Origin of the sequence: Brumicola blandensis (assembly GCF_031846165.1) — a bacterium.
Taxonomy (GTDB): domain Bacteria; phylum Pseudomonadota; class Gammaproteobacteria; order Enterobacterales; family Alteromonadaceae; genus Glaciecola; species Glaciecola blandensis.
This window is the reverse complement of the sequence record NZ_JAVRIE010000001.1, coordinates 442872-469372: the sequence shown is the minus strand read 5'-3', so window position 1 is coordinate 469372 and position 26501 is coordinate 442872. Positions and strand designations below refer to the sequence as shown.

Sequence of the window (26501 nt, the reverse complement as noted above, 5' to 3'; positions counted from 1 at the left end):
AAGTGTGTTTAGTGGAAGGTGCAAAACGGCGCGTATAATAACGATGAGTGCTCGTTAGCGCAAGCGCTTTTTTCACAATTTTTAGAAACCCGTTTGTTACAAGCAAAACGGTTTACCATCATCGAGAGTTGTACTTTGTCGAACACGCAATCTATCGCAGCAAAACCCATCAAAAATCGCATATTGTTGATTATTCTCGGCATCGCGCTTGTGGCCGCAGTCACCATGTTTTTAACTAACGCTGCGATTGATAAAATTGAACAAGATGTCGCCTATGAATATGGCGAATCATTGAACGCGGTCATGGGAACGACAGAAGCTGCCCTCTTATTTTGGGCTGAACAAAGAAAGTCCGAAATTTTACGTCTGTCTGAAAATGAAATCATCAAATCCTTTTCTCAACAATTAGCCGACACTTTTTCTGCGCAAGATATAGATGGGTTTCAATCGGTACAAGACGCTTTCAGACTCTACATCCAAACAATAGATAATTTGCAAACACATGATGGTTACCAAATTTTATCTCCTCAAGGCTTTTACTTGTTTTCAAATAACAAGAGCTTCATTGGTCGACAGTCTCTGATTTCAGTCAAGCACCCTTCCATTCTGCAATCCGTAATATACGGGCAAACCGTCTTTGTCCCGCCGATAGAGATTCGCCGTGATGATGGCACTGTTCAAGCGACAGCGTATTTTTTAGCACCCGTTTATTTTGAGGGAATTGTAGTTGCAATAGCTGCTTCGACTCACTTCCCGGAAAATGAAATATCTTCAATCATGGCACTGGGCCGGATTGGAGAGTCGGGTGAATCCTATATTATTGACAGACAAGCTAGGCTCGTTTCTCGTTCGCGATTTCAAGATAGTTTAGTCAACTTAGAACGGATTGCTTTGGGCGAGTCAGAGATCCTAAAAGTGAATTTAACTGTGCCAACTGAAACAGGCGAGACACCCTTAACGGTTATGGCTGAGAGTCTAACGCAACTCGAGTCAGCACAAAATCTAGTAGGTTATTCTGACTACCGCGGCATTGAAGTGATTGGTACCTGGAAATGGCTACCAGAATTGCAACTAGGTATGGCGACCGAAATTGATATTGCTGAGGCGCGACAACCTTTTATCCGAGCTAAAAATACTATCATTGCCCTAGTTATCGTTACTATTGCTGTTGTTTTGCTGATGTCATTGGTGGTCATTATCTTAAGCCATCGAGCCAACAAAAAGCTGATGAAAGCAGCAAATGAGATGGAGCAGAAAGTGTATGAGCGTACGCAAGAACTCCAAGATTCTACCCATGCACTTGAAGCTGAAAGGGTCACCTTACAAAGCGTGTTAGATAATATTCCCGATCCTATTTTTTGCAAAGACAGTGAGGGACGCTATGTCCGAGCCAATCAATCGTTCATTGAACTAACCGGCTTTGGTCTTGACGAGCTAATTGGTAGAACTGATAAAGAACTATATGGCAAAGATGATGCTGAGTTTTTTGTCAAAGATGATGAAAAACTGCTGTTGTCAGGGGTAACTCATGTAGTTGAGCGCCCTACTACCGATACAAGCGGCAATGAAATTCTTTACGAGACGCGTAAAACACTCATCCTGTATGAAAATGACAATCAGCCCGGTATTTTAGGGATTAGCCGTGACATTACCGATCGTAAGCGTTTTGAAGAAGCAATGCTAAACGCTACGCGAACAGCACAGGAAGCGAGTAATGCAAAAAGTGAGTTTTTGGCTAGGATGTCACACGAAATTCGAACACCAATGAATGGTGTACTCGGCATGATAGACCTTGTCCTCGACACTCAACTCAATGCGGAACAGAGACATAAATTAAAGGTCGCTAAAAATAGCGCCTCAAGCTTATTGACGATTATCAACGACATCCTCGACTTTTCTCGTGTAGAAGCTGGCAAACTGGAATTAGAGGCACTCGATTTCAATTTATCTCATCAAATAGAGACCATTGCACAATCACTCGCTATTCGTTCTGATGCGAAGGGCGTCGAACTCATAATAGATGTAACCGGTGTTAATCAAACAATGGTTGTCGGTGACCCGGTAAGATTACGTCAGGTTGTAACCAACCTGCTCAATAACGCGATAAAATTTACAGACCAAGGTCAGATCGTGATTACTGCGAAATCTACCGCGCTAGACGATATCACTATTGTTGAATGCAGCATTGAAGATAGTGGTATTGGCATCCCTGAATCAAAAATTGAAAATTTATTTGACTCCTTTACTCAGGTGGATAGTTCAACAACGCGCATGTACGGCGGCTCTGGTCTTGGTTTAGCTATTTGCCAACGATTGGTCGATTTAATGGAAGGTGATATTCACGTAGAGTCGACGTTGGGTAGCGGTAGCAAATTTACCTTCACTATAAAAGTGGGCACTAGCACGCTTAAAGAAAAGCCTTTGCCCAAATCAAATATAAATTCATGGACCACACTAGTGGTAGACGACAATCAAACCAACCTCGAAATATTGGATAGTCAATTGACTAGTTGGGGTGTCAACGTGATTCTAGCGCATGACGCCGAATCTGCTTTGGACATATTGAAAAAACGCGTGCCAGATTTAGATTTAATTATTACTGATATGAATATGCCGAAGAAAGATGGTTTAGGCCTCGTCAGTGATATAAAACGTTTGGAAAAATATAAAGACACCAAAATTATGATGTTAAGTTCCATGTCTTTCCAAATGACTGCTGACGAATTTAAGACCTTAGGTTTAGATGCTTGCTTAATGAAGCCGGTAGGTTCTTCCGAATTATTCAACTCTTTGTCCCTGTTGTCACGTGATGAAACCTTTATCACTGAAAATACTCTGCTGTCTTACACTGGTGCAAATAAGGCAAAACAGATTGAGTGGCCCAGTTATCACAAGGTATTAATCGTAGAGGACAATCCAGTCAATCAATTGGTAGCGGAAGGTTTGCTTAAGAAATTCGGCCTAAACTATGGCGTTGCTGGCGATGGTCAACTGGCGATTACGACTTTAGTAAACAGCGACCATGACCAGCCTTACACCCTGATTTTAATGGATTGCCAAATGCCGGTGATGGATGGTTATAGAGCCACTGAGATTATCAGAAGTGGTGATGCAGGTGAACGCTATGTTGATATACCGATCATTGCCATGACTGCAAACGCCATGAAAGGTGACAGAGAAAAATGTTTACTATATGGAATGAATGATCACGTCGCAAAACCAATTGATACTAGCCTACTGCAAGAAGCAATATACGAAGGCTTTAAATTGACGCCAAAAACCTTACTCGATTTTACGATCAACTCTACTGAGCCCAAAAATACGAAGATGGAAGGCCAAATTATTATCCCGAGTGGTTTACAAACTATGGATTGGGAGACTTCTCCGCCCTCTTTGATTCAGCAACCAAATATTTACCTTAAGAGCCTCGCGCTTTTCCACAAACACTATAAAGATTCGTCATTTTCATTCCCCAATGAAAGACTTGAAATGGACGTATTGAAAGACAAATTACACTCGATTAAAGGTAGCTCTGGCAATATCGGAGTAACCAAGCTTTACAACGCGGCGCTAGCACTAGAGAGAAAAATATCCGAAAACACACTCGTCAGTAAGGATTTAAAAACATTTAATGACATATTAGAGGAGTCATTAATGGATATAAAACTGATGCTAGATGTTAATAAAGGTGCCAGTGATAGGACTCGTTCAGAGCGCACATATCAAGATGTCCTTAGACAGATTCAACCTCTCGTTGAGAAAAGTGAACTGGTGCCTTTTGAGTTGGTTGAGGAGCTCGCTAACATCGCTAAAGATAATCTTGCCGACGCCAAACTTCATGCTATAGTGGAAGCGTTAGAGGATTTTGACTATGAAACATCCAAAAAATTAATCGAAGGGAAGTTATGATTAATAGAAACATGACGTTTAGTATACTGGCAGTAGATGATGATCCCACCAACATCAATGTCATTATCAGTCACTTAAAGCCACTTAACGCAAAAATGCTAATCGCCACTTCTGGCGATGCTGCCTTAGAAATCCTCAAGTCTGTCCAACCTGACCTTATTATACTAGACATTAACATGCCTAACATGTCGGGTTTAGAAGTATGTAAACAGATAAAATCCGACCCACTATACAAGCACATTCCCGTCCTCTTTCTTACAGGCAGTGAAAAAGATATCAGCGAAGCATTTGCTGTTGGTGGCGTCGATTACATTATCAAGCCAGTCAGATCAGAAGAACTAATCGCTCGTGTCAACACACATTTAACGCTCAGTACTCTGGTTGATTCTTTGGATAAAGCCAACGTAATGTTAGAAAGCGTTAACGAAAGCTTAGAAATAAAAGTGGCTGAGCGCACAAAAGAGTTGGTTGCCGCTAACAGTAACTTACGTCGCGAAATTGACGAAAGACGTCGCCTTCAGGATAAGCTCACTTACTTATCGAATCATGACTTCATTACTCGCATGTTTAATAGAAACTCAATGGAGATGGAATTAAAGAATGTCATGGAATCAAGTTACGAAGAAAATAAAAAATACTATTTTCTGTTCATCGATTTAGACCAATTTAAAGTGGTCAACGATACCTGCGGGCATATCGCTGGCGACGAACTATTAAGACAGGTTGCTGATCTACTTCGCAATTTATTTTCGAAAGAAGATATTATTGCCAGAATGGGTGGCGACGAGTTTGCAGTCTTATTTAACTTAGATTCACTTGAGCATGCCATACGTCGAACCTCTGCAGTAAAAGAAGCGGTTGAAAGCTATCGTTTTGAATGGGGAGATGAAGCGTTCAAACATTCTTTAAGCGCGGCCTTAGTAGAAATTGATGAAAGCATCGATTCGGTAAGCCACTTAATGAGTATCGCCGAACGAACTTGTTTTGAGAGTAAACGGAAAGGTGGTAGTGAAGTCTCTGTATACAACTATACCAAACAACACATCGATAAAACGCATCAACAAATGCGCATTATTCCGCTTATTCACCACGCTATAGAACATGACCAGTTCACGCTTTATTACCAAGAAATCACACCTATCATTGAGGATGGCACCCGCAAGATTGAAGTCCTGATTCGATTAGTAGGGAGCGATGGAAAAATAAAACCGCCTGGTCAATTTATTCCTATTGCAGAAAAATTTCATATCATTACTGAAATCGATAAATGGGTTATTAGAAAAGCGTTTATTGCGGTAAAAGAACTCCCATCACATGTTGAAGTTTCGATTAACCTATCTGGTGATTTCATTGCCAAATCATCAGCAGTTGATTTGATAAAACGTTACTTAGCAGAGTATGAAATAAATCCACATCAAGTTTGCTTTGAAATAACAGAAACCTCTGCAATTTCAAATATTGAAAGTACACAATCCTTGCTCAGTAGTTTGCAACCTCTAGGCTTCAAATTCGCACTTGATGACTTTGGTACTGGTACTTCTTCTTATGAATATTTGAAAGAACTGTCGGTCGATTATGTAAAAATCGATGGTATGTTTGTACGTGATATCGACAAGGATGACATTAGTCAAAAGATGGTTGAATCTATTGCTGGTATAGCAAAAGCGAAAGGAATAAAAGTCGTTGCAGAATGCATTGAGACAGCAGAATCCTTAGATATTTTGCGCTCTCTTAATATCGACTACTATCAGGGCTATTATTCGCATGTTCCAGAGAGCTTGGTTAACTTCAGGGCAGATTAAACTATCTCCCTGATAGTTTTCCAGCTCACGATAAACACATTTCTTTTCTCTTGGCCTCTTTCATAAGTTGAGTTTGCAACGCAAGTCTAGCTAAAAAAGACTCTTTCTTTATTGGCTTGCTAATAAACTCATTGGCCCCTGCCTCAAAACAACTCACTTCTGTGTTTTCCTCATCATAACCTGTCATGACGACCATAAATGGAGGACTGAAACGAGTTTTGTCGGACTTGAATTGTTCACAGATATCCAAACCTTTGCCATCAGGCAGATTCAAATCAAGCAATACCAGACTGATATCTTCGTTTTCTAAAATCTCAAGAGCCCTTTTCTTTGTTCTTGCAATGGATATCTGGTAATCATTCCTAAGTAAACCAGATAGCATATTGATATTTACAGCATCGTCTTCAACAATTAGTAGTCTAGGTATTTCCATCATCTTTCTCTTCTTGTTCTTGTTCTTATTTTTATTTTTAGAGCTTTTCTACGAGCATTGGATAAATGAACCTGCTCGTATGCTGTTTATGTTTTATATTCTTTGCAATTGCAAAGGCAGTAGCTTGTGTTCGACGTTCTGCTCATGGAGTATGGATAAAAATTCATCAGCCAATTTATCTGATTCTTGTATCACTGTCATCCAATACTTTTTACGCTGTTCTGCCGGCATCGTTTCAAAATCTTTTCTGTCTGGAATTTTGCCATATGGTAGAGCATGAACAAACTCATCACTCGGGACAATCATCACCGTATTGTCATAACTACTGGCGTGACACGAACGCCGCTTAAGCCCTTTATCGAACCACCCAGGTACAGGTTTTGCGTAGAAATGCGGATATAACACTAACTTTTCAGTCTCAAATGATAGGTCGAAGTGGTAATCGATGATCCCACCATCACGATACATACCTGGCTTAGCGCCGGGTATATCCGTAATACCCTCTAGCACCACAGGAATAGAACCCGATGCCATTAACGAAGGAACCAGGTTTTGCTGGGTCATTTGATAAAAATCAGTGGGAAAGTGATAAGGATCGGTAAACAGTTCAGTGTTGCACCTAGCAGAAAAGACTGCTCTCGAGAAATGCTTTGCAATTCCTTTTCTTGCAATCGCATTTTTTGCAGCTGCCAAAGATAAGCCGGTCATTTGCGCTAGTTTGTTAGGTGAAGCAACTAAGCCATGACACTGTTGTACAAAAAAGTGAACATTCTTGTTCTTTGCAGTTAAAATTTCATCAATCCCGGAATCACCTAACATGGTGTACAGCAAGTCGTAACCTTTGGTGGTTATCTCAGCCGCTGTCGGTTTTTCTGAATACACTGTATTCGCGTAGTTAATCGCAAGACGCTCTATAGCCGCAGCTGAATCGTTTTGAGCTAGGCATGCGGCCCGGAATGCACCAGCAGAACTCCCCATGATATCAATATTGGAACTTCGATCATCAAGAAACTCTTTGAAGATGACCTTATCTAAGCCCGCAAGTACAAACCATTTCGGCCCACCAGAAGCCCCTAAAAAGCCACCAAACATATCGGCTTGAAAACCGTCCTGTTGGATCCTTTGCATGGCCATTTTGCCTGCATAAATATTAAGTGCTGCCATGCTTTCCTTCACTTGCTAAAAAAACGATATCGAATCACGAATAATTCAAACTTCCTGTTATGATAGTACTGTAAATTGTTTGAATTTTCAGTACTAAAGATACATTTTTTAAGCAAAAAATATTATGTGCACGATATATAGCCAATTGATATTTACTATTTAAAACATGACGTTATAAACTTGAAACTAAGTCACTCACAAGGTTATCCACATATTCCGTGGATAAAAAGGAATAACTTTGGCAAAACAAACACTTTCAGTTTTAGACGAGACTTTCGCGATTCACTCACTTAGCGAAGAACATCCGATTCCCTCTTCTGTTTTGAGCAGCGATTTTTATTTTATTGGGCGTACCAAGGATGAATTATCCTTAGTAGTCAAACAAACCATTCCGATAGAAGCAATAGAATCCGACTACGATTGGCGAGTATTAGAGGTATTGGGACCGCTCAACTTGTCTATGGTTGGCATAATGGCTCAAATTGGCGCGGTATTAGCCAAGGCTAAAGTGAGTATTTTTGTGGTTTCTACTTTCGAGACAGATTATTTTTTGGTAAAACACGCGATGCTTGAAAACGCGATTGCTGCGTTAAAGAAGTCAGGCTATGACGTGATTACTCAACAACAAGAAAAAGGATAGTTGATTTTGAATACACTTTTTGGGATCCCGAATTGCGATACAATAAAAAAAGCGAAAAAATGGTTAAATGAGAACAATGTTGACTATTCTTTTCATGATTACCGTAAAGATGGCATCAGTGAAGCGTGGATAAACGAAGCTGAGCAAGCGCTTGGATGGGAAAACATGTTAAATAAACGTGGGACAACTTATCGCCAACTCAGTGATGAGCAAAAAGCGAATATCGATCAAAATAGTGCATTGAAACTAATGCTTGAAGCTCCCGCAATGATAAAGCGCCCTATTCTCGTCGCCGATGGAGAATATACCGTCGGGTTTTCAGCCGACACTTATCAACAGGTTTTTTCATAACTATGCGTGATGTTACTCAGACCACAATAGATCTCGTTTCAAGACCATCTGTCACTCCTAAAGACGAGGGTTGCCAGGATTATATGAGTGCCATTCTTGGGCCTTTGGGCTTTGAGCGTGAAAACCTTGTCTTCCATGACACAACGAATATGTGGTCACGCCGTGGCACAAAGGCACCTCTGTTTTGTTTTGCAGGTCATACCGATGTTGTACCAACAGGACCTAGCAATAAATGGAAATATCCTCCCTTCGAACCAACTATTGAAGATGGCTTCATATATGGCCGAGGAACGGCTGATATGAAAGGCAGTCTCGCAGCTATGTTGTGTGCTACCGAACAGTTTGTCAAAGACTACCCGCAACACAAAGGTTCAATCGCCTACCTGATTACCAGTGACGAAGAAGGTCCCTTTATTAATGGCACAACACGTGTAATTGATACGCTTGAAGAAAGAAACGAAAAAATCGACTACTGTATTGTCGGCGAACCATCAAGCACCGAGCGCACTGGCGATGTTATCAAAAACGGGCGAAGAGGCTCACTAACCGGTGACTTACAAGTGAAAGGCATACAAGGCCACGTCGCTTATCCTCATTTGGTCAAAAACCCTATTCATGCCATTGCGCCTGCGCTTGCAGAACTCGCACGCACCCAATGGGATACTGGCAACGATTACTTTCCACCTACCAGTTTTCAAGTGTCTAACATACATGCTGGTACTGGCGCAGGTAATGTCGTTCCCGGCACAATTGACGTATGTTTTAACTTCCGCTTCTCGACAGAGTTGAGCAATGAAATATTGATAGCAAAAGTCGAGGAAATCCTAGCTCGACATGAACTAGACTTTCATATCGATTGGACTTTCAATGGCCAACCCTTTTTAACTGACTCAGGAACGCTAGTTGAAGCTGCAGTTGAGAGCATAAAATCAGTCAGCGGGATTGATGCTGAATTGTCTACCGCCGGTGGAACATCTGATGGTCGTTTTATCGCGCCAACAGGGGCGCAAGTGATTGAGTTAGGGCCGGAGAATGCCACGATTCACAAACTTGATGAAAAAGTGAAAATAAGCAACCTTGAGAGTTTAGTTTCTATCTATTATGAAATTCTCAAAAAGTGTTTAACATGAAGCCGCTCACTCGCTCTCAAATATTAGGCCTAGATTCCTCGCATTTAATAAAAATTGAGGATCAGCACCTGTTGCTTGACGAGGTAGCCGATGCCTATCAGAGAATGCAAACAGCAGCAAAAAGCGAAGGGCATGATTTACGCTTGGTTAGCAGCTATCGTAGTTTTGAGCGCCAGTGTCTTATTTGGAACAAAAAATGGCAAGGCTTGTTACCTCTCAATACGCTTGAGGGCACGACGGTAGATGCAAAGCTACTGAGTGATCACGATAAGCTCCATGCCATTCTACTCTGGTCTGCACTACCTGGTGCAAGTCGACACCATTGGGGGACCGATATTGACGTTTTCGACAAGCAAAAAGTTGAATTTAGTGGGCAGAAATTTGAACTGGTTACAGGCGAATATGAAACTGATGGGCCATGCTCGGCACTTGCTCATTGGTTAGAAGGTAATATTCAAGATTTTGGTTTTTCCCTTCCCTACGCCTGTTACACAGGTGGCGTTGCTCGAGAACCTTGGCATTTGAGTTACCGTGCTATCGCAGATCAGATTGAGAAACAATATTCGCTTAGTGCATTACGAGAACAATTAATAGAAGCGCAAATTGAAGGCATAGACACAGTCTTACCTGAATTAGATAGTATTTATCAGCGCTATACTTTAAACAAGGGTATAATCACAGGTTAATCATCTCAGACCGCATTCGGTTCTGTAAACCCTAAGGACATCATTATGGAAACTTGGATCATTGTGCTCATCATCGTTATCGTGATCGCATTCATTATCAGTACGATGACCGCCTTACTGAAGGTAAAACCGTTTCATTTTTCTGACGAGTACGAAGCCGCTAAGGATAAGAGGCAAGAAGCAATCAAGAAAGAAGATGAAGATGATCGAGACGGCTTAATTTAACGCGCCGTCACCCTTCTTTTTATTGTGTCAATTAGACCTTCCCGTTCTGCTTGTTCATAAGCAACCATTGCTTGTCTCCCCCAAACAGGTGCGGGCCAGGCGATATCGTTCTTGAATCGACAGATATGATGAACGTGCAACTGAGATACAACATTCCCAATTGCCGCTACATTAAGCTTGTCAGGCACAAACTCAGTTCGAAGGATACGGCTCAGTAACGATGATTCGCGCCACAATTGTTGTTGTAATTCATCATCTAGATCGATGACGTCACTCATCCCATTTACCATTGGTACCAAAAGTAGCCAGACAAATTGTGCATCATTGATCAAGCGGACTTGGCATAAGTCTAACTGACAAATGAAGAAACTATCGTTCTCTAGTCTATGGTCAAGTTGAAAGCCATTTGAGCTATAATTCACAAGGCACCACAGTTAACAAAGCTCGCTGGCCTATCGCGACATTAGCGTTTGGAAATACAATTGCCTCTCCATCTTGCGTCGCCGTATATGTGATATCACCATCAACCGCTAATACTGCTCCCTCACTAAAATCCATGAAGTTGGGCGTGTCGTCGCTGAAGGTTAATCTAAAATCGTTTGATGACTTATCAATAACTTGTTTCACCTCAAACACTTCTAAGGGACATGCTTGATAAGCTGGTAAATCGAGTGATTCAGAAGAAATCAACTGTCTTAAGCTTGTCGTAACCGCTGCAAAGTCATCTGCATTGTTTTCGCCGAAAGGTCTTACTTTACCCAGCTCTACCGTAAAACTATGGCTGTAATAATGATAAGACGTATAGTAGCTAAAGGTACTCGTCGGAGACTGTGAAAGTAGAATCGTATTGACGCCGCATGCACTTAAAAAACGCAGTTGATCTTTATTATGCGCTTGGCCATGCAAGAAAGGATACACGGCAAATTTTTCATTCTTAGACTCACGGATTGCGGTGTGCAAATCATAGTGGTAGCGATCTGTATCTACATGACTTGACGGCTTATTCTCATTATCAAAGAATTCGGCCACTGCTTGCTTGATGACCTGCGCTCTTTTTTGTTCCATGTTCTCTTCAGATTCATTGGTATTGAAGAGCCTATTGAGGTTTTCCTCCACGAATCTTTCAGCAATATCCATCGCCGGTAAATTACCAAATATAAACAATAAACGATGTGGACTGCTTAGCTTCCCCGCAAGCAAATCCTGCACAATTGCATCACAGATTTCAATAGGTGCTGTTTCGTTACCGTGGATACCACAGGACAACACGATGCTCTTTGGGGCTTTTAGCGTGTTACCTTTAGCGTCTGCTCCAGCTTGTGCCAGAACAGGTTCAAACTGAATAATGCCTGGCGCAAAAATGGACACTGACGTTTGCTCACCTAGGGCCATTGTCATTTTTTTATCGAATAACTCTGGCGTTTGACGAGACTGAGAGAGGAACTGAAGAGTGGATAAATTCATAAAAACTTTTTAATTACAAAACACAGCGAGAGTTTATCACTAACTCACTTTAAATTGTGCCTTATGTGCAAGCAAGTTATGAAAATCACCTTCTGCACACAAACTAATAAACTCATTGAAACACACAGCAGGAGAAAATAGAAAGCCCTGCCCGCTTTTAATACCAGCTTCATTCAGTATTTTTAATTGAAGTACTGTTTCAATCCCTTCTGCAACCACGTCACACTGCTTTGCCTCACAGATAAGTTTAGTCGCCTGAACTATCGCAAGGTTGACCGGGTTATCTTCTAGCTCCATTACGAAGGTTTTATCAATTTTGATGGAGGTTAGTTCCAAATCGCGTATAAACGACAAATTTGAGTAGCCTTTACCAAAATCATCCATGGATATCTTCACACCCATTGCTCTAATTTCGTCTAATTGGCGTTTCACCATCAGAGAGTTACTTAGTGCCACGTCCTCAGTTAACTCAAGTTCTATCATATTGGCTTGAACTTGAAATTGCTCAATAAGATGGGACAAATGTTCTATCAATGTAGTGTCGTACAATTGGCTCGGTGACAAATTGATAGAAATTGGCATATTGATACCAAGTTGATTTAACTCTGACAGGCGGCGTAAGGCATGACTGATCGTCCAATGCCCTAGTTCATTCATCATGTTGTAAGACTCTGCAGCCTCAATCAATGTCCCTGGAAACAGCACGCCGTCGAGAGGATGGTTCCATCGCAATAAACATTCTGCCCCCGTAATGGTTAAATTGGATAGATTGACTTTGGGCTGGAAATATAACTCTAACTCATCTTTTTCCATCGCTCTGGAAAGATCTGCTTTTAGAGCTAAACCGCGACCCGTAACAGAGTCCTCGTTGTCTTTTACGTAGCTAAAGTTTTGGTGCTTGTTATTTTTAGCTTGCTTAAGGGCAGCCTCAGCTAATGATATTAAGCGTGTTACTGATACCGTTTTTTGGCTATGGCTTGCCACCCCAACATTGAAGTCTGCAATGAACGCAGTTTCATTCGTATACAAGGGCGTTTTGAAATGCTCAATTAAATGCTGAAACTTACTATGCATTTCTGATTCTGTGTATTTACCTACAAATACTAAACCAAAAATATCACCGCTGATCCTACCTAACGTCAAACGGCTGCCAAAAATCGTATGCACTCTGTTTGCTATCTGCAACAAAATATCGTCGCCAGCCTGATAGTCAAATGCTGAAGAAACATCTGAAAAACGCATGACGTCTATAAGCATAAGAGAAAAGTGGGGAGTCTCGTCAGCGATCGAATCGATCATATCGATAAAGTGATACCGATTGGGAAGAGTAGACAAGCTCTGGTGTTTTGAGGTCATAAAAAAAGACACCGAAAGTAAAGAGAAGGTAAGAAGAATTTAAAATGTTCATTTATTGTACAGGTTATCGACCAAAATTGCGAAAACTTTAATTAAAAAAGCCAACTATTAGCTGGCTTTTCTTAGATTATAACCTTTTTTTCAATCGCTTAACTTACTTTACAAGAACTTAACTTCCAAATTCGTTCTACATAGTCAGAAATTGACCGATCTGAGGTGAATTTACCCATTTTGGCAGTATTCAATATCGCCATTTTTGCCCATCGCGCTTTATCTCTGTATGCGATATCAAGTGCAATATTGGCTTCACTGTATGACTCAAAATCAGCAAGCACCATATAAGGGTCACCGCCGCTTAGCATACTATTTTTCAAGGATGAAAGTGCGCCTGGTTGCCCTGGAGTAAAGTAGTCACCATCCAGCCAGTCAAGTACCGCTTTAATCTCTTTGTTTTGATAATAAATATCAAATGGGTTGTAGCCTTTTTTGCCTAGCGCTGTCACTTCATCCACATTCATTCCGAATATGAAAATATTGTCATCGCCCACTTCTTCTGCAATTTCGATGTTGGCACCATCTAAAGTACCAATCGTAATAGCACCATTCAAAGCAAGCTTCATGTTGCCAGTGCCAGATGCCTCTTTACCCGCTGTTGAAATTTGTTGAGATACGTCAGCAGCTGGGATCATTTTCTCAGCCATTGACACTCTGTAGTTAGGTAAGAAAACAACTTTAATCTTCTGATTAACACGTGGGTCATTATTAATTTTGTCGGCAACTTTGTTAATACCAAAAATAATGTCTTTCGCCAAAGCATAACCCGGCGCTGCTTTAGCACCGAAAATAAACACGCGTGGGTGCATGTCATAGTTTGGGTTTTCAAGCAGTCTGCGATATAAGGCCATGATATGCAGTAAATTCAAATGTTGGCGTTTGTATTCATGCAAGCGTTTGATCTGAATATCAAATATCGCTTTTGTATCAACCTTGATGCCTGTTTGACGTTTAATTTCCGCAGCCAATGCATCTTTGTTTTTCTGTTTGACCTTCATGAATTGATTTTGGAATGTTTTATTATCTGCAAACTCGGAGAGTTTTTCCAAATTGGATAGCTTAGTTGGCCAGTCATCACCAATTTTCTTACTAATCAACTCTGAAAGCATCGGATTACATGCCTTCAACCACCTTCTTGGCGTAATACCATTAGTGACATTGGTTAGTTTACCCGGCCACAAGGCCTCAAACTCAGGAAACAAATTTTGTTTAACCAATTGAGAATGTATTTCTGCAACACCATTGACAGCGAACGAGCCAATCACTGACAAGTTACCCATGCGAACCATCTTCTCGTTGCTTTCTTCAATAATTGATAACTTGGCTTTCATCACGTTGTCGCCCGGCCATTTTTGTTCAACCAAGGTTAAAAAGCGGTGATTGATTTCATAAATAATCTCAATATGTCGCGGCAAGATTTTTTCTATCATTCTGACCGGCCACTTTTCAAGCGCTTCCGGCAACAAAGTATGGTTAGTGTAAGCGAATGTTTTAGAACAAATACCCCACGCTGTATCCCAATCTAACTCAGCCCTATCAACCAAGATCCTCATTAACTCTGGGATAGCAATGGCTGGGTGAGTGTCATTTAATTGAATAACAACTTGGTCTGCAAAACGGCTCCAATCATCTCCATGAGCACGCTTGTATCGACGTATAATGTCTTTCAGAGAGCAGGCGCAGAAGAAATATTGCTGAATTAAGCGTAACTCTTTACCTGCTTCAGTTTCGTCATTTGGATACAAGACTTTAGAAATCGTTTCTGCTTGTATATTTTCTCGTTGGGCATCTACGTATCCGCCTGCATTGAATACATCCCAGTTGAAATAGTCAGATGACTCACTTTGCCATAAACGCAGCACATTGACTGTTTTAGCGCCATATCCAACAACAGGAATATCCCACGGCACACCTTTCACTATGGAGGCTGGATGCCATTCTTTTTGGACTCTTCCATTCTCACCGTATTTGGTTTCAACATAACCATAAAGAGGCACTTCTTGAATAGATTCTGGACGGCAAATTTCCCATGGGTTGCCATAGTCTCGCCAACTATCTGGACGCTCTATTTGTGCACCATTTTTTATTTCTTGTCGAAATAAGCCGTGCTCATAATGTATGCCATAGCCAATCGCTGGCAATTCCATGGTCGCTAGCGAATCAATAAAACAGGCTGCTAGGCGACCTAGACCACCATTACCTAGTGCCATATCAGGTTCTTCTTCTAAGACATCGCTTAGCTCAACTCCCAATTCTTTTAAGGCGGCATTCGTTGTTTCGAACAAGTTGAAATTATGCATATTGTTAGATAACAATCGTCCCATAAGAAACTCAGCAGAAAAATAATGTACTGCGCGGGTATCATGCATGTAGTGCGTTTTTTGTGTTGTACGCAAGCGTTCTAAGACTAGCTCTTGCATGGCAGCGCTTGTGGCTTTCCACCAGGCATGGTTATTTGCTTTGTTTTCATCTGTACCAAGCGTTGAGTGGAGATGTTTAACAATAGACTGTTTAATTTCAGCTTTCGTTAAGCTAGGAACTGAATCATTTGAGGATACTTTGCTCGACTTGCGCGGTGAAGATTTTGCGGCCGATGCTTTCGAATTTGTTGATGATGCCATTTCGGGGCTCTCTCTATTAATAAACTGCCTGTAATATTATTACAGGCATTGAGATTAAACCACGCAATTTTATATGCAAACGTATGCATATGTTAATTTTTTGTAATTTTTTTAGACTTTTTAGTAACTACAACCAAATAAATCTAAATTTATTACAATTTATTTACATGGCATTCACCAAAATCACACAACTAAGCATTTAACACTTCTCCAACAAGCTCTTTAGCCTCCTTAATTAGCAAGTCTAAATGCGTTTGTCCCAAGAAGCTTTCGGCATATATTTTATAGACATTTTCTGTGCCTGAAGGTCGGGCTGCAAACCAACCATTTTCGGTGCTCACCTTTAAACCGCCAATAGCGGCATTATTACCTGGTGCATGCGTTTGTATATTACTTATTTTTTCACCCGCCAATACTGTTGCTTTAACAACGGAAGCGTCCATATTCGACAATTTAGTCTTCTCTTCTAAACTTGCTGCAACATCAATTCGGGTGTAGCTCGGCTCGCCAAACTCGCTAACTAACTCAGCATACAGTTGCGAGGGGTCCTTCCCCGTAATTGCTTTCATCTCTGCCGCTAACAAACACATTATAAAACCGTCTTTATCGGTAGCCCATGGAGTGGCATCCATTCTCAGGAAAATACCGCCCGCTGACTCTTCGCCTGCAAACCCGATGTTTTGGTTGTTCAGGCCTTCAACGAACCATTTAAAGCCCACAGGCATTTCTGTCAACTCGCGAGGCAGCGTTGCACAAACACGGTCAATCATGCTGCTCGACACCAGTGTTTTACCTACTTGCAAAGTCGATGGCCAATGCGGCCGATGCTGAAATAGGTAATTGATAGCAACCGCTAAATAATGATTTGGGTTCATCAAACCGGCTGTCGGTGTGACGATACCGTGGCGATCAAAGTCCGGATCGTTACCAAAGGCTAAGTCAAATTGATCTCTGAGTGCTATCAAACCTGCCATCGCACTTGCAGAAGAGCAGTCCATGCGAATCTTGCCGTCTTTGTCGCAGTGCATAAAGCTGAACTGCTGATCAAGCGATTGGTTTACAACTTCAATGTTTAGCTTATATTTTTTAGCAATTTTATCCCAATAGTGAATACCCGAACCACCTAGAGGATCTGTACCAAGGTTTAAGCCTGCGTTAGCAATAGCTTTCATATCAATGACCTTATCTAAATCATTGATATACGCCTCCGAAAAATCAATGCTGGTTACCTTGCCACTTTTCATCGCCTCCTCAATATTTGTGCGCTTAACGCCTTTACTGCCAGCCTCAATTAACTCATTTGCGCGATTCTGTATTATCGTCGTTACGTCGGAATCAGCTGGACCACCATGTGGTGGATTATACTTAAACCCGCCATCTGAAGGCGGGTTATGCGAAGGAGTAATCACAACGCCATCAGCCAGCGCAGTTTTTCGTCCTTTATTGTAAGTCAGGATCTTATGAGAAATAACGGGCGTGGGCGTATAACCATTATCTTCTTGAATAACAATATCTACATCATTCGCCGCAAGTACTTCAATAGATGTCGTAATCGCCGCCTCGGACAAAGCGTGTGTGTCCATCCCTATAAAGATAGGTCCTGAAATACCATTGCCCTGTCGATACTCGGCTAGCGCTTGTGCAATCGCGGCGATATGTGTGTCGTTAAATGTCCCAAGCGACGAACAACCTCGATGGCCAGATGTGCCAAAAGCGACGCGTTGTTCTGGGATCTGAAGATTAGGGATCTTCGTATAGTAATCAGATATTAAACGCGCAACGTTAATCAACTGTTCAGGTAAAGCGGGCTTTCCAGCCATTGGATTAAGGCTCATTGGGTTCCTTTTCAACGTATTTGGTTAGTCACATTTTTATAATACGCTGTATTTTGCATAAAACATACATACGTACGTATTAATCATATTGAAGTAGTTTTTAGACAATTATTCTACACTCATGGTATTACAACAGGAGAATACTATTCAATGCAAACAGAGATAAGTCAGTGTATTGAGGCAATACGTCAACAAATAAAAGGTAAAGATGAGCAAGTAAAACTTGCACTCATCTGTTTGTTGTCAAAAGGTCATTTACTTCTTGAAGATCTCCCAGGAATGGGCAAAACAACCTTGAGCCAATGTTTAGCTTCTGTTTTAAGCATGCAATATGCACGTGTGCAATTTACTTCAGATCTCTTGCCTGCCGATATGTTGGGCGTGAATATATATGAACCAGATACACACAAATTTAGCTTCCATCCAGGGCCTATTTTTAATCAAGTTCTGTTAGCAGACGAAATCAATCGAGCAAGTCCCAAGACACAAAGTGCTTTGCTAGAAGCAATGGCGGAAAGCCAAGTGAGTGTTGATGGAAAGAGTTATGACTTACCGCAACCTTTCTTTGTAATCGCAACACAAAATCCACTTTTTCAATCTGGTACTTACCCGCTTCCTGAATCGCAGATCGATCGGTTTACAATGAAGCTATCCTTAGGTTTTCCAAATTTTGCTGCTGAGAAAGAAATGCTGCTTGAAGAACAAATGCCTAAACAAACGAGTCCTGTGTTAGACACCGACACCTTGTTGAGAATACAAGATGCCGTAGCGAACATAGTCGTGAGTGAAGCCGTGGTGGATTACATATTAGCGTTGGTGAATATCACCAGAGATAATCAAGACTATCCTAACCCCCTTTCACCACGAGCAACTAAAGCAATCTACCATTGTGCACAAGCATGTGCCTTTATTGAGCAACGTGATTTTGTTACACCAGAAGATGTGCAATTTATTTTCTCAGCGGTCACAGAGCATCGCCTACGCGGCCAAGATCAGTTCGCAAGCGCAACTGTCTCTTTGAGCCAGCAAGTATTAAAAAAAGTAGATCCAATGGCCGCATAAGGTACACAGAATGAGTAGCTGGGCGAGCACAAGGCTAGACAAATGGTTAACGAAACGAATACCTCCTAGCAATCAGTATCAACTGGATGTAAATAATACCTTTATATTGCCTACTCGATTCGGTTGGGCTATGACTGGCCTTATGCTTTGCTTATTTATACTTGGCACCAACTACCAGAATAACGTTATCTTGATGTTTTGTTATTTTGTCTTCGCTATTTTGCTTTTATCCATGTTTCATAGTTACGTCAGCTTTGTTCAATACCATATTAGTTTTTCACCACTGCAAGCTAACTTTGCTAACCAAGATGCTAGCGTAAATTTACACTTAAAACATAAACCAAACCGGTCGCAACTTCATGCTCTATCAAATATTGCAGCCTACCGAAAAACACCATTTATGTTTCAATATTTAGACGATGATGCCAACATTGTTTCATTAGGCCGCTTTAAGAGGGGTCGACATACTATTGGTAGATTATCGATAGAAAGTATCTTTCCTTTTGGCTTATTTCGCTGTTGGACACATCTGACTGTGCCTGACAAGTTGACTGTCTACCCCACTCCTCTAGCGGGTCCATTAAAGCTTCGACAACAAAATGAACAAGGCAAGGCGGGTAAGAGTAAAAACAACAAAGTGAATAGTGATGATCTACAAGGGTTAAGAGAGTACCGAGATACCGATCCAATTCATCATGTCTCCTGGAAACACTTCGCCAAAGGTCAAGGCCTGCTCACTCGTGATTTTAATGAAAACGCGGCACTGAATGGTTGGTTGTATTTCAATGACTACCTTCAAGGTGACGTTGAACAAGCATTGTCATTACTGTCATATCAAATTATTGAATTAGGCACTCAGGATGCGTGCTTTGGTTTAAGCATCGGCAATCAGCAAATTATGCCAAGTAAAGGGCACGCTCATCAAACACAATGTTTAGAAGCAATCGCCCTCTACAAACACACTGATTGGGTGGCTTAAATGGAAAGGATCAAAGTTCACAATCGGAGTTATGCCGCTTTTTTATGCTTGGGTACATTCACAGCATTAATTCTGTCACTGCTGTCACCGATGATGGGATGGGTACTTGTTCTATGCGCATGCTCTTTTTCAATAACCGCTTACAAAGCGCACAATAATAGCCCGCCACTGAAAAACAGTTTACTCAATCTTATGGCAATGCTATGCATTGCCATTCTGGTTTGGTTAGCTAAGGATTTTGGTCTTCTCAATACGATGATCAATTTATTGGTAGTTTCCTGTTGCTTAAAAATTCTAAATCTACACCATACCGGCGATTATCAAATGGTTGCGTCGATTCAATTGTTCTTAGTCGGTTGTGGACTTATTTTTCATCAAAGCCTTGCTTACAGCCTATTTTACGGCGTGATTGTCATTCTGTTATTTTGTACGCTGCATGCGATTAAAATTCGCGACACATCCTTTCGAAAATACGCAAAACAGACGCTTCTGTTATTAGCACAGACCATTCCCATTGCTGTTATTTTATTTTTTGTCACACCGAAACTATCCCCACTATGGAAAATGCCAGTTAATAAATCGAATCAAACAGGCTTATCAGAGACGATGACCCCTGGCGATATTGCCAACCTAGCAAAATCAGACGAACTGGTCTTCCGTGCAGAGTTTGACAATGCGTTGCCAAAACCACAGGACACTTATTGGCGTGCGATTGTATTGGATGAATTTGATGGTAAAACATGGTCACTATCCGAACGGTCCAAGGCATTTCATGGGCCGCCATCTGTGACCTTCACCGGTAAGTCATTAGACTACATAGTGATAGCGGAGCCGACCTCAACCACTTGGCTATACTCTTTAGACATTCCAGTTTTAGTTCAAGGTACTAGTACGCAAACCTTAAAAACCAATCAGCAATTTCAGTTGAGTAGCTCTAGTCCACTGTATACAAAAGGCTTGTATGCATTGCGCTCATTTGTAGAACAACCTTTGAATATCTATGCTGGTTATGAAGACACTTCTCAATATCTACAAGTGCCAAATACTGGCAATCCTGAGACCGTGGAGTTTGTCCTAAAGAATATAAGCCCCAGTATGAGCACACAGGAGAAGATTGCGAGACTCAATGATATTTTTCGTTCAAAGCCATTCAAGTATTCATTGTCACCACCACTGATGCAAAGCAACCCGATCGACCAGTTTTTATTTGAAGAACAAGTCGGATTTTGTTCGCATTATGCTTCGGCCCTTACCTATATGCTGAGGTTGGCAAATGTACCCGCTCGGATTGTAACGGGATACCAAGGTGGAGAAGTACAATCTGGTAACGTTATTAGCGTTCATCAATACGATGCTCATGCCTGGGTAGAAGCTTGGGACAAATCAGCCGGATGGACTAGGTTAGACCCCACGGCGATTGTGGCGCCTAACCGCGTTCTCTCGGGCCTATTGAGCTCGATTGAAAACAGAGAAGAGTTTATGAAAAAGACCCCGTTCTCGTTATCACATTTACAAGAGTATGCTTTCTTTAACAAAGTCAGACTATTGATGGCTAAAATAGACCATACTTGGAGTCAGTCGATACTCAGTTACAATCAAGAATCGCAAAAGTTCTTACTAAAACGAATTTTCGGTAGTATGAATGCACAAACATTTTCTTACGCCCTCATCGGAAGCTTTGTCGTCATTGGTCTATTTATCTTTTTGTTATTCATACCAAGAAAGAAAACAAAGCTCAATGAAGACCAATATTGGCTCAAAGGATTATATGCACTTATTGAAAAGCAGGGCCATACAAAAGATGATGGCGAAACATTATTACAGTTTTCAAACCGCGTAGCTCCCCATCTGGATAAACCTTCTAGCGCGGCACTTTCATTCATGGTGAAGTCTTATTACCAATGGAAGTATGCGCAACAGCAACAACTTGAAGACTTTTCAGCAGTCAAACAACGTCTGCATAAACATTTGATGGTATTAGAAAATAGCTCACAAAAATCATAGTGAATATCAAATGACTCGTCACTAACCGCCTCTCTTTACAGAAATTATAGTCAAAAAAAACCCAGCCTTAGCTGGGTTTTTTGATTCTTTCTATAAGCAGCTTATTTAGCAGCTTTTCTCGCTTTCACTTCTTCGATAACTGACTCAGCAACGTTTGCCGGGCAAGGGTTGTAGTGTGAGAACTCCATAGAGAACTGACCACGACCTGAAGTCATTGTACGTAGTGAACCGATGTAACCAAACATTTCTGAAAGTGGCACATCACCTTTGATGCGAACACCAGTTGCGCCAGCTTCTTGGTCTTTGATCATTCCACGACGACGGTTCAAATCACCGATTACGTCACCTACATGATCGTCTGGCGTAAACACGTCGACTTTCATGATTGGCTCAATCAACTGAACGCCCGCTTTCGGAATAGACTGACGGAAAGCACCTTTCGCTGCGATTTCAAATGCTACAGCAGATGAATCCACGGCGTGGAAACCACCATCGTACAACTCAACTTCAACATCCAATACTGGGAAGCCAGCCATGGTGCCTTCGTCCATCATACCTTTAAAGCCCTTCTCGATTGCTGGGAAGAATTCCTTAGGAACGTTACCACCAACTACGACAGACTTAAATGTGAAACCTGAGTTCGGCTCACCTGGACGGATTTTATAATCAATTTTACCAAATTGACCAGAACCACCAGACTGCTTCTTGTGCGTATAAGAATCATCAACTTCTTTCGTAATCGTTTCACGATAAGCTACTTGCGGTTGACCAACTTCTAGCTCAACGCCATAAGTACGCTTCAAAATATCTACTTTGATATCTAGGTGTAACTCACCCATACCAGATAGGATAGTTTCACCAGAATCTTCATCCGTTTCTACACGGAAGGTAGGATCTTCTGCAACCATCTTACCGATTGCAATACCCATCTTTTCAGTTGAACCTTTATCTTTCGGTTTAACCGAAATTGAAATTACAGGCTCTGGGAATACCATCGCTTCAAGGATGATTGGGTCTTTCGGATCACATAAAGTGTGACCAGTTTGTACGTTACTCTTCATGCCGACGATTGCAATGATGTCACCCGCTTGCGCTTTATCTAGCTCGTTACGGTCATCAGCTTGCATTTCACACATACGACCAATACGCTCAGTTTTACCTGTAGCAGCATTCAAAATCGTATCGCCTTTTTTGAGCGTACCTGAGTATATGCGCACGAAAGTGAGCGCACCAAAACGGTCATCTGTTATTTTAAACGCTAAAGCTTTGAATGTTTCATCAGCGGAAACGATTGCATGACGTCCTGTAGGCTCACCTTCTTCATCAGTCAGTGGCTGAGGATCAACTTCTGTCGGGCTTGGCAAGTAATCAACAACGGCATCAAGAATTAACTGAACACCTTTGTTTTTAAATGCAGAACCACAATACGTTGGGAAGAAGTCCATTGTGCGCGTACCTTTACGGATACAACGCTTAAGGTCTTCAATGGAAGGCTCTTCGCCGTCCATATATGCCATCATTAGGTCGTCGTCTTGCTCTACAGCAGTCTCAACCAGCATTTCGCGATATTCTTCTACTTTATCAACCATGTCAGCAGGAACATCTTCGATTGAGTAGTTTTCAGGAAGACCAGTATCATCCCAAACGTATGCTTTACGAGTTAAGAGGTCAACAACACCCACAAACTCATCTTCAATACCGATAGGCAATACCATTACCAACGGGTTGGCCGCTAGTACATCTTTCGTCTGCTTAACAACACGGTAAAAATCAGCACCCATACGGTCTAATTTGTTAACGAAGATAATACGCGCTACTTCTGAGTCATTCGCATAACGCCAGTTAGTTTCTGACTGTGGCTCAACACCACCAGAACCACAGAATACACCGATACCGCCATCAAGTACTTTAAGAGAACGATATACTTCAACAGTGAAGTCAACGTGTCCTGGAGTATCGATAACGTTAAATCTGTGATCTTTCCAAAAACAAGTTACCGCTGCTGATTGAATGGTAATACCACGCTCTGCTTCTTGTTCCATGAAGTCGGTAGTTGATTCACCGTCGTGTACTTCACCCGTCTTATGTATTTGACCGGTGAGTTTCAAAATTCGTTCTGTCGTGGTCGTTTTACCCGCGTCAACGTGAGCAAAAATACCTATGTTTCTGTAATGTGCTAAATCTGACATGTTTCCACTTTATAGGTTCTAAAAAATCGGGGCGGATTATATAGATTATTGCAACGAATTTACACACTTTTCATTCGATTCTTGAAAAAGAATTATGAAAGGCAGTAACCCCATGCTTATTCCGCACCTCCCGTCGATACAGAATATAATCATAAATAATTGTTTTAACTAACTTAAATGTGTTGAAGTGCGAATAATCACGCTTATCTCATCACGATCATGGTAGAGATGTTTAGCCTGCATTTTAAAGTCAATTTGCTGCTTTTCCAGAGAGTTTTTAATCTCATTCAGCAATTCATCAACAATTTGAAAACGGCGCTTCATTGGTAACTTTAAATTAAATATACAACTTGTTGTGAGTCGTTTAAGTAACCATGTTTGCATCAGCTTTGCTACCCTTTCTGGCTTTTCTATCATGTCGCAAACTAACCAATCCACATGGCCGTCTTTGGGCTGATAAACAAAACCGTCAGCCGCATGATAGTCGACCATACCCGTTGCCATGAGTGAATCAGCCATTTCGCCATTGTCTATGGCTTCGACTCTGATTCCGCGGATGACTAGTTGATACGTCCATCCCCCGGGACAGGCTCCCAAATCGACAGCAGTCATGCCCTTTTGAAAACAATTAGCTTGGTCTTGTTTACTTAAAAACAAGCGAATCGCCTCTTCTAGCTTGAGTGTTGAACGACTTGGTGCATCGGCAGGCGACTTCAATCGCATGATGCCCATGGGCTCCGAATTTCTATTCTTCGGTACAGAAATATTGACTAAGCATTCATTGCTTTGCGTAAAATATAAATGTAAGTAGGGTAAACCCGTATTTGGTTTAGCAGACAAACTCCCCTGCTTTCGCATCGCTTGTCTCAGCGGAACGAGAAACTTCTTACAAAACTTGGCGAGCTGTTTCCCCTCTTCATGATCAGGGTGCTCCGCAAATACGTCGCCAAACATACCATCCAATAGCAGAGAGTTTTCACGTAGGTATTCAAGGACACTAGAAACACGATCGTGAGGATTCGAAAACGTCAGGCTATCAAAATTTATTAAGCGGGTTCTTGCGAATATGAGGTCACCAAGCGCAATTGCTGAGCGCATTTGTGCTTGGCTTAATTCCGCATAAAAATGGTAATGAACAAGCGTACTTTTTGGTATGAATTGAGCATAGCCGTAAAGATTTTCTTTGGCGCTTAGCATATCAAGCTCTGCAGCTAAGTCTGCTTCATAGCCTTCTCGACAATAAAAAAGCATCGATTTACTGGCTGCAATTTTAAGCTTATTTTCCTGCACGATACACTCCAAGCATAAATAGTAACCAAGCGATAATCATAGCCATGCCGCCTATTGGCGTAATAATACCCAACATCGAAGCATCGAAAATTGCAATAGCGTAAAGAGAAAACGAAAAACAAAAAATGCCAAAGACTAAAGCAATTGAACTGGCATGCAATAAAGCAACCTTTAGACCAGCCACTTGTTGGCTAAATAGTATTAAAACGCCAATGATTAGCAAAGCGACACCATGCACCAATTGATATTTTACGCCTGTTTGCATAATACTTAATTGGTAGTCGTTCAGGCTGCCTTTCAAGGCATGCGCAGCGAAGGCCCCTAAAATGATGCCTAAACAAAGATATAGCGCGCCAAATATCATCGCAAAGCGCGCCTTTATTGCAAGTTCTAAGCTTGTATCATTGTATTGTTCATCCATTATCACTCTCCACTTGCGCTAACATCCAGTCAGTAAAAATTTGAATCTTTGCTACTTCAGATTGGCCTTGGTGACACACTAAATAAAATGCGTCTTTGCTTTCGAAAGATTCCTCAAATGGACAAATCAACCTACCCGCTTCAATTTCAGGCTTTGCCAACACTGACGTAGACAAGGCGATCCCTTGTCCCAACGAAGCCGCTTGCAAGACTAACATGGTATGGCTGAACATGGGTCCCTGATTTACATTAACGCCGTTAACTTGGAAGTGCTTTAACCAATTTTTCCAAGCGCTTCGACTGCTATCGTGCAAGAGGAGGTGATGCTTTAAATCTTCGAGTGAGTCTAATGGCTTGCCCTTTTGCAATAAAATGGGTGAACACATTGGCGTTAGGTATTCTGAATGTAGTTTAATAGATTCAACCCGTGGCCATTTTCCCTTCCCGTAATAAATGGCAACATCGACCGTTTCATCAAGAAATCCGTCATCCAAATCAACGGCTTTAATTCGCACGTCTATATCTGGATGCAAAATAGAAAACTGGCTTATTTTTGAAACCAGCCACTGACTCGCAAAGCTTGGTGGTGCGGCGACTGTAATAGCGCCCTTTGAACCTAGCGCAAGTAAGCGGTCCGTTGCATCCTGTAGATTTGAAAATATATCTCGCAAATCCATAAAATAGGATTGCCCTTCTTCAGTTAGCAATAAAGTTCGGTTTCTGCGTAAAAATAATTTCGTTGATAAATAGCTTTCTAATGATTTTATTTGATGACTCACCGCTGCTTGTGTCACGAAGAGTTCTTCTGCCGCTTTTGTAAAACTCAAATGCCGGGCTGCCGTTTCAAAGGCTTTTAAAGCATTGAGGGGAGGAAGTCGTTTTGGCAT

The 26501-nt window shown here is 41.4% G+C and carries 21 protein-coding genes; 10 read left to right on the top strand and 11 right to left on the bottom strand.

The window, feature by feature from the left end:
* Positions 1-18: 18 nt before the first annotated feature.
* Together RM544_RS01970 and RM544_RS01965 are read left to right on the top strand one after the other, a co-directional pair.
* A complete protein-coding gene (locus RM544_RS01970) occupies positions 19-3909 on the top strand; it encodes a response regulator (protein WP_311360104.1) in 3891 nt (1296 codons plus the stop codon).
* The gene (locus tag RM544_RS01965; protein ID WP_311360103.1) at positions 3906-5711 is read left to right on the top strand and encodes a two-component system response regulator; all 1806 of its coding nucleotides are present in this window, start codon (positions 3906-3908) and stop codon (positions 5709-5711) included. The genes RM544_RS01970 and RM544_RS01965 overlap by 4 nt, the downstream gene beginning before the upstream one ends.
* 25 nt (positions 5712-5736) lie before the next feature.
* Here RM544_RS01965 and RM544_RS01960 read toward each other — a convergent pair whose 3' ends face one another.
* The gene (locus tag RM544_RS01960) at positions 5737-6147 is read right to left on the bottom strand and encodes a response regulator (protein WP_311360102.1); all 411 of its coding nucleotides are present in this window, start codon (positions 6145-6147) and stop codon (positions 5737-5739) included.
* Between the two features lie 90 nt (positions 6148-6237).
* Complete coding sequence (locus tag RM544_RS01955; RefSeq protein ID WP_311360101.1) at positions 6238-7308, bottom strand: patatin-like phospholipase family protein; 1071 nt, start codon at positions 7306-7308, stop codon at positions 6238-6240.
* 238 nt (positions 7309-7546) lie between these two features.
* Between RM544_RS01955 and RM544_RS01950 the strand changes: the two genes are divergently transcribed.
* From RM544_RS01950 to RM544_RS01930, 5 genes are read left to right on the top strand one after another with little or no spacing between them, the layout of a single operon-like run.
* Positions 7547-7948, top strand: coding sequence for an ACT domain-containing protein (locus tag RM544_RS01950; protein ID WP_311360100.1), 402 nt, complete (start codon positions 7547-7549; stop codon positions 7946-7948).
* A gap of 6 nt (positions 7949-7954) precedes the next feature.
* Complete coding sequence (locus RM544_RS01945) at positions 7955-8299, top strand: ArsC family reductase (protein WP_311360099.1); 345 nt, start codon at positions 7955-7957, stop codon at positions 8297-8299.
* Positions 8300-8301: 2 nt separating this feature from the next.
* Positions 8302-9429, top strand: coding sequence for a succinyl-diaminopimelate desuccinylase (gene dapE, locus RM544_RS01940; RefSeq protein ID WP_311360098.1), 1128 nt, complete (start codon positions 8302-8304; stop codon positions 9427-9429).
* The gene (locus RM544_RS01935; protein WP_311360097.1) at positions 9426-10115 is read left to right on the top strand and encodes a M15 family metallopeptidase; all 690 of its coding nucleotides are present in this window, start codon (positions 9426-9428) and stop codon (positions 10113-10115) included. Before dapE ends, RM544_RS01935 begins: the two co-directional genes overlap by 4 nt.
* 45 nt (positions 10116-10160) lie before the next feature.
* A complete protein-coding gene (locus RM544_RS01930) occupies positions 10161-10340 on the top strand; it encodes a DUF2897 family protein (protein ID WP_311360096.1) in 180 nt (59 codons plus the stop codon).
* Here the strand turns inward: RM544_RS01930 and RM544_RS01925 are convergent.
* The 5 genes from RM544_RS01925 to pgm all read right to left on the bottom strand — a co-directional run bounded on the left by RM544_RS01925 (position 10337) and on the right by pgm (position 17670).
* Positions 10337-10762, bottom strand: a complete 426-nt coding sequence (locus RM544_RS01925; RefSeq protein WP_311360095.1) for an HIT domain-containing protein — start codon at positions 10760-10762, stop codon at positions 10337-10339. The two genes, RM544_RS01930 and RM544_RS01925, sit on opposite strands and share 4 nt — an antisense overlap.
* Positions 10752-11804 (bottom strand): succinylglutamate desuccinylase, encoded by a 1053-nt coding sequence (gene astE, locus RM544_RS01920; RefSeq protein WP_311360094.1) that lies wholly within the window; start codon positions 11802-11804, stop codon positions 10752-10754. The genes RM544_RS01925 and astE overlap by 11 nt, the downstream gene beginning before the upstream one ends.
* A 39-nt stretch (positions 11805-11843) precedes the next feature.
* Positions 11844-13160 (bottom strand): putative bifunctional diguanylate cyclase/phosphodiesterase, encoded by a 1317-nt coding sequence (locus RM544_RS01915; protein WP_311360093.1) that lies wholly within the window; start codon positions 13158-13160, stop codon positions 11844-11846.
* 149 nt (positions 13161-13309) lie between these two features.
* Positions 13310-15835, bottom strand: a complete 2526-nt coding sequence (locus tag RM544_RS01910) for a glycogen/starch/alpha-glucan phosphorylase (RefSeq protein WP_311360092.1) — start codon at positions 15833-15835, stop codon at positions 13310-13312.
* A gap of 191 nt (positions 15836-16026) precedes the next feature.
* Positions 16027-17670, bottom strand: a complete 1644-nt coding sequence (gene pgm / locus RM544_RS01905; protein ID WP_311360091.1) for a phosphoglucomutase (alpha-D-glucose-1,6-bisphosphate-dependent) — start codon at positions 17668-17670, stop codon at positions 16027-16029.
* 150 nt (positions 17671-17820) lie between these two features.
* Between pgm and RM544_RS01900 the strand changes: the two genes are divergently transcribed.
* The 3 genes from RM544_RS01900 to RM544_RS01890 are packed head-to-tail and all read left to right on the top strand — an operon-like array spanning position 17821 to position 21715.
* On the top strand, positions 17821-18732 hold the full coding sequence (locus RM544_RS01900; RefSeq protein ID WP_311360090.1) for an AAA family ATPase: 912 nt from the start codon (positions 17821-17823) through the stop codon (positions 18730-18732).
* 10 nt (positions 18733-18742) lie between these two features.
* Positions 18743-19711 (top strand): DUF58 domain-containing protein, encoded by a 969-nt coding sequence (locus tag RM544_RS01895; protein ID WP_311360089.1) that lies wholly within the window; start codon positions 18743-18745, stop codon positions 19709-19711.
* Positions 19712-21715: a transglutaminase TgpA family protein gene (locus RM544_RS01890; RefSeq protein ID WP_311360088.1), complete on the top strand. Its 2004-nt coding sequence runs from the start codon at positions 19712-19714 to the stop codon at positions 21713-21715.
* Between the two features lie 101 nt (positions 21716-21816).
* Here the strand turns inward: RM544_RS01890 and fusA are convergent, their stop codons facing one another.
* The 4 genes from fusA to RM544_RS01870 form a co-directional block, all read right to left on the bottom strand.
* Complete coding sequence (gene fusA, locus RM544_RS01885; RefSeq protein WP_311360087.1) at positions 21817-23904, bottom strand: elongation factor G; 2088 nt, start codon at positions 23902-23904, stop codon at positions 21817-21819.
* A gap of 168 nt (positions 23905-24072) precedes the next feature.
* Positions 24073-25194: a 23S rRNA (cytidine(2498)-2'-O)-methyltransferase RlmM gene (gene rlmM / locus RM544_RS01880; protein WP_311360086.1), complete on the bottom strand. Its 1122-nt coding sequence runs from the start codon at positions 25192-25194 to the stop codon at positions 24073-24075.
* A complete protein-coding gene (locus tag RM544_RS01875; protein WP_311360085.1) occupies positions 25181-25615 on the bottom strand; it encodes a DUF423 domain-containing protein in 435 nt (144 codons plus the stop codon). Before RM544_RS01875 ends, rlmM begins: the two co-directional genes overlap by 14 nt.
* Positions 25608-26501 carry a transcriptional regulator GcvA gene (locus RM544_RS01870; protein ID WP_311360084.1) on the bottom strand — a complete coding sequence of 298 codons (894 nt, stop codon included), beginning with the start codon at positions 26499-26501 and terminating at the stop codon, positions 25608-25610. Before RM544_RS01870 ends, RM544_RS01875 begins: the two co-directional genes overlap by 8 nt.

Bases quoted from the DNA above. Each gene is read 5' to 3' on its own strand.
- RM544_RS01960 (WP_311360102.1), bottom strand. From the start codon at position 6,147: ATGATGGAAATACCTAGACTACTAATTGTTGAAGACGATGCTGTAAAT.
- RM544_RS01955 (WP_311360101.1), bottom strand. From the start codon at position 7,308: ATGGCAGCACTTAATATTTATGCAGGCAAAATGGCCATGCAAAGGATC.
- pgm (WP_311360091.1), bottom strand. From the start codon at position 17,670: ATGAGCCTTAATCCAATGGCTGGAAAGCCCGCTTTACCTGAACAGTTG.
- RM544_RS01890 (WP_311360088.1), top strand. From the start codon at position 19,712: ATGGAAAGGATCAAAGTTCACAATCGGAGTTATGCCGCTTTTTTATGC.
- RM544_RS01965 (WP_311360103.1), top strand. From the start codon at position 3,906: ATGATTAATAGAAACATGACGTTTAGTATACTGGCAGTAGATGATGAT.
- RM544_RS01900 (WP_311360090.1), top strand. From the start codon at position 17,821: ATGCAAACAGAGATAAGTCAGTGTATTGAGGCAATACGTCAACAAATA.
- RM544_RS01915 (WP_311360093.1), bottom strand. From the start codon at position 13,160: ATGACCTCAAAACACCAGAGCTTGTCTACTCTTCCCAATCGGTATCAC.
- RM544_RS01935 (WP_311360097.1), top strand. From the start codon at position 9,426: ATGAAGCCGCTCACTCGCTCTCAAATATTAGGCCTAGATTCCTCGCAT.
- RM544_RS01875 (WP_311360085.1), bottom strand. From the start codon at position 25,615: ATGGATGAACAATACAATGATACAAGCTTAGAACTTGCAATAAAGGCG.
- fusA (WP_311360087.1), bottom strand. From the start codon at position 23,904: ATGTCAGATTTAGCACATTACAGAAACATAGGTATTTTTGCTCACGTT.
- RM544_RS01870 (WP_311360084.1), bottom strand. From the start codon at position 26,501: ATGCCAAAACGACTTCCTCCCCTCAATGCTTTAAAAGCCTTTGAAACG.
- RM544_RS01910 (WP_311360092.1), bottom strand. From the start codon at position 15,835: ATGGCATCATCAACAAATTCGAAAGCATCGGCCGCAAAATCTTCACCG.
- RM544_RS01895 (WP_311360089.1), top strand. From the start codon at position 18,743: ATGAGTAGCTGGGCGAGCACAAGGCTAGACAAATGGTTAACGAAACGA.
- RM544_RS01930 (WP_311360096.1), top strand. From the start codon at position 10,161: ATGGAAACTTGGATCATTGTGCTCATCATCGTTATCGTGATCGCATTC.
- dapE (WP_311360098.1), top strand. From the start codon at position 8,302: ATGCGTGATGTTACTCAGACCACAATAGATCTCGTTTCAAGACCATCT.
- astE (WP_311360094.1), bottom strand. From the start codon at position 11,804: ATGAATTTATCCACTCTTCAGTTCCTCTCTCAGTCTCGTCAAACGCCA.